This window comes from Halomonas sabkhae, from assembly GCF_030409265.1.
Classification (GTDB): domain Bacteria; phylum Pseudomonadota; class Gammaproteobacteria; order Pseudomonadales; family Halomonadaceae; genus Halomonas; species Halomonas halmophila.
On the sequence record NZ_JAUFPM010000024.1, the window covers coordinates 1 to 1,853 of the forward strand.

Below are 1,853 nucleotides of genomic sequence, written 5' to 3' on the forward strand. Positions count from 1 at the left end.
ACGGCAGCCAACTCACGCTGGGCTACGACGGCGCCAACCGCCTGGTGCAGCTCACCCGCACCACGCCCGAGGGCCAGACCAGCCGGGCCCATTACGCCTACGACGCCCTGGGGCGGCGCCTTCACAAGACCGTGCACCACCCCGATGGCAGCACCGCCACCACCCGCTACGGCTGGGAAGGCGACCGCCTCGTCAGCGAAGAACGCGACACCCAGCGCACCACGGTGATCTACGAGCCAGGCAGCTTCGTGCCCATGGTCAGGCTAGACCAGACAGCCAACCCAACAGGACACGATGCCCCACGTCTTGCTACCTACGTCACCGATGCCCTGGGCACGCCCCTGCAACTGCTCGACCCGGACGGCACACCGCGCTGGCACGCCCAGCCCGACGACTGGGCAGCGGTAAAAGACCAGGGCGGCACCACGGCGCAACCCATCCGCTTCCAGGGCCAATGGCACGACGACGAAAGCGGCCTCTACTACAACCGCCACCGCTACTACGACCCCGACACCGGGCGCTACATCACCCAGGACCCGATCGGGCTGAGCGGCGGGCTGTATCTTTATCAATATGCGGCGGCACCAACCTCAGAGATAGACCCTATGGGGCTCCGTGGCGTCTATGGACTGGGTGGAGGACCCTACAGCCAATCCAATGCGGTTCGGCAAGGAGGAAACGAGCTGGAAGCGTCTCTTTCGGGTGGCTTGACGGGGCAAGTGTTTGGGGGAATAGCTGGAGTCTCTGTATCTCGTAATAAAATAGTGGCTGAAAATGGGACTTTTAACTCTACTACAGTCTGTTGGCAGCTTGGTTTGGGAGTTTATACTGGAGGTGGAGGGCTAGGCACTCTACAGCTTTCATCAGAGCCAGTATCTCCTGGGGTTTATAATAGTTGGGGCGGGTTTTTTAGTGGTGGTGGTGGTTTCTTTGGGGGTGGTGGGAGCGTTGACTTAAATTCTGGCTCTGTAAGTGCCGCTAAAGCATTTGCTGGGCCAGGTGTAGGTGGGGCCGGTGGCCTTCAGTTTTGCCGAACTTGGGTGCATGAAAGGGGTGACGGATGAAGTGGCTGGCTATAGCTGATATTTTATGCATAATTATTGGAGGTTTTTTATTGATTTTTTCCGCTGCTTTTTCCAACTCGAATCTGGTATCTAATGTGGGTGTTACTCTCTTGATGATAAGCTTGTTTGGTAGAGCTATATTTATGCTCTTCTTTAGAGGGAAAGATAAGAAAGGTAAAAAATAATTCTTGTCTGATAACGTGATGGGACGACGCCTCACCACCCGGGCCCCGGATGGCCAGCGGTGGGCATATCACCATGATGCCTACGGCCGCCTGGCGGGCATCACCCACCCGGATGGCAGCGCCGAGCGCCTGACCCATGACGAGCACGGCCGCGTGGTCCAGCACACCGATGCCACGGGCGGCAAGACCCACTATCGCTACGACGCCCGGGAGCGGCTCGAGCGCCTGACGCTGCCCGATGGCGGGGCCTATCATTTCCAGTATGACGCCCATGACCGGCTGATCGCCCAGACCGACCCACAAGGCGTCACCCAGCGCTTCGCCTATGACCGGGCTGACCAGCTCGTCCAGCAACAGCACGGCCAGCAACTCACCCGGCTCGAACACGATGCCCTGGGGCGCCTGCGTGCCCGGCACCTGCCGGCCACCGCGCATGCCCCGGCCAGTACCGAGCACTACCAGTGGCGCGCCGATGGCCAGCTGGCCGCCATCCGCAACCCGATCAGCGAAGTACACTTCGAGCATGACGCCGCCGGGCGTGTGGTGGGCGAACAGCAACACCACCTCGCCGACCCCGAGCGCGGCATCGCCGCCTGGCAGTGGC

1 protein-coding gene and 1 pseudogene are annotated in these 1,853 nt (G+C 60.8%); both read left to right on the forward strand.

Translation table 11 applies throughout. The features are described 5' to 3' along the window. On the forward strand, positions 1 to 1,064 hold a 1,064-nt coding region (locus tag QWY79_RS15505; RefSeq protein WP_290274793.1), incomplete at its 5' end, for an RHS repeat-associated core domain-containing protein. A 203-nt stretch (positions 1,065 to 1,267) separates the two neighbouring features. Further along, positions 1,268 to 1,853 (forward strand): annotated as a pseudogene (locus QWY79_RS15510) (hypothetical protein); the annotation flags it as partial.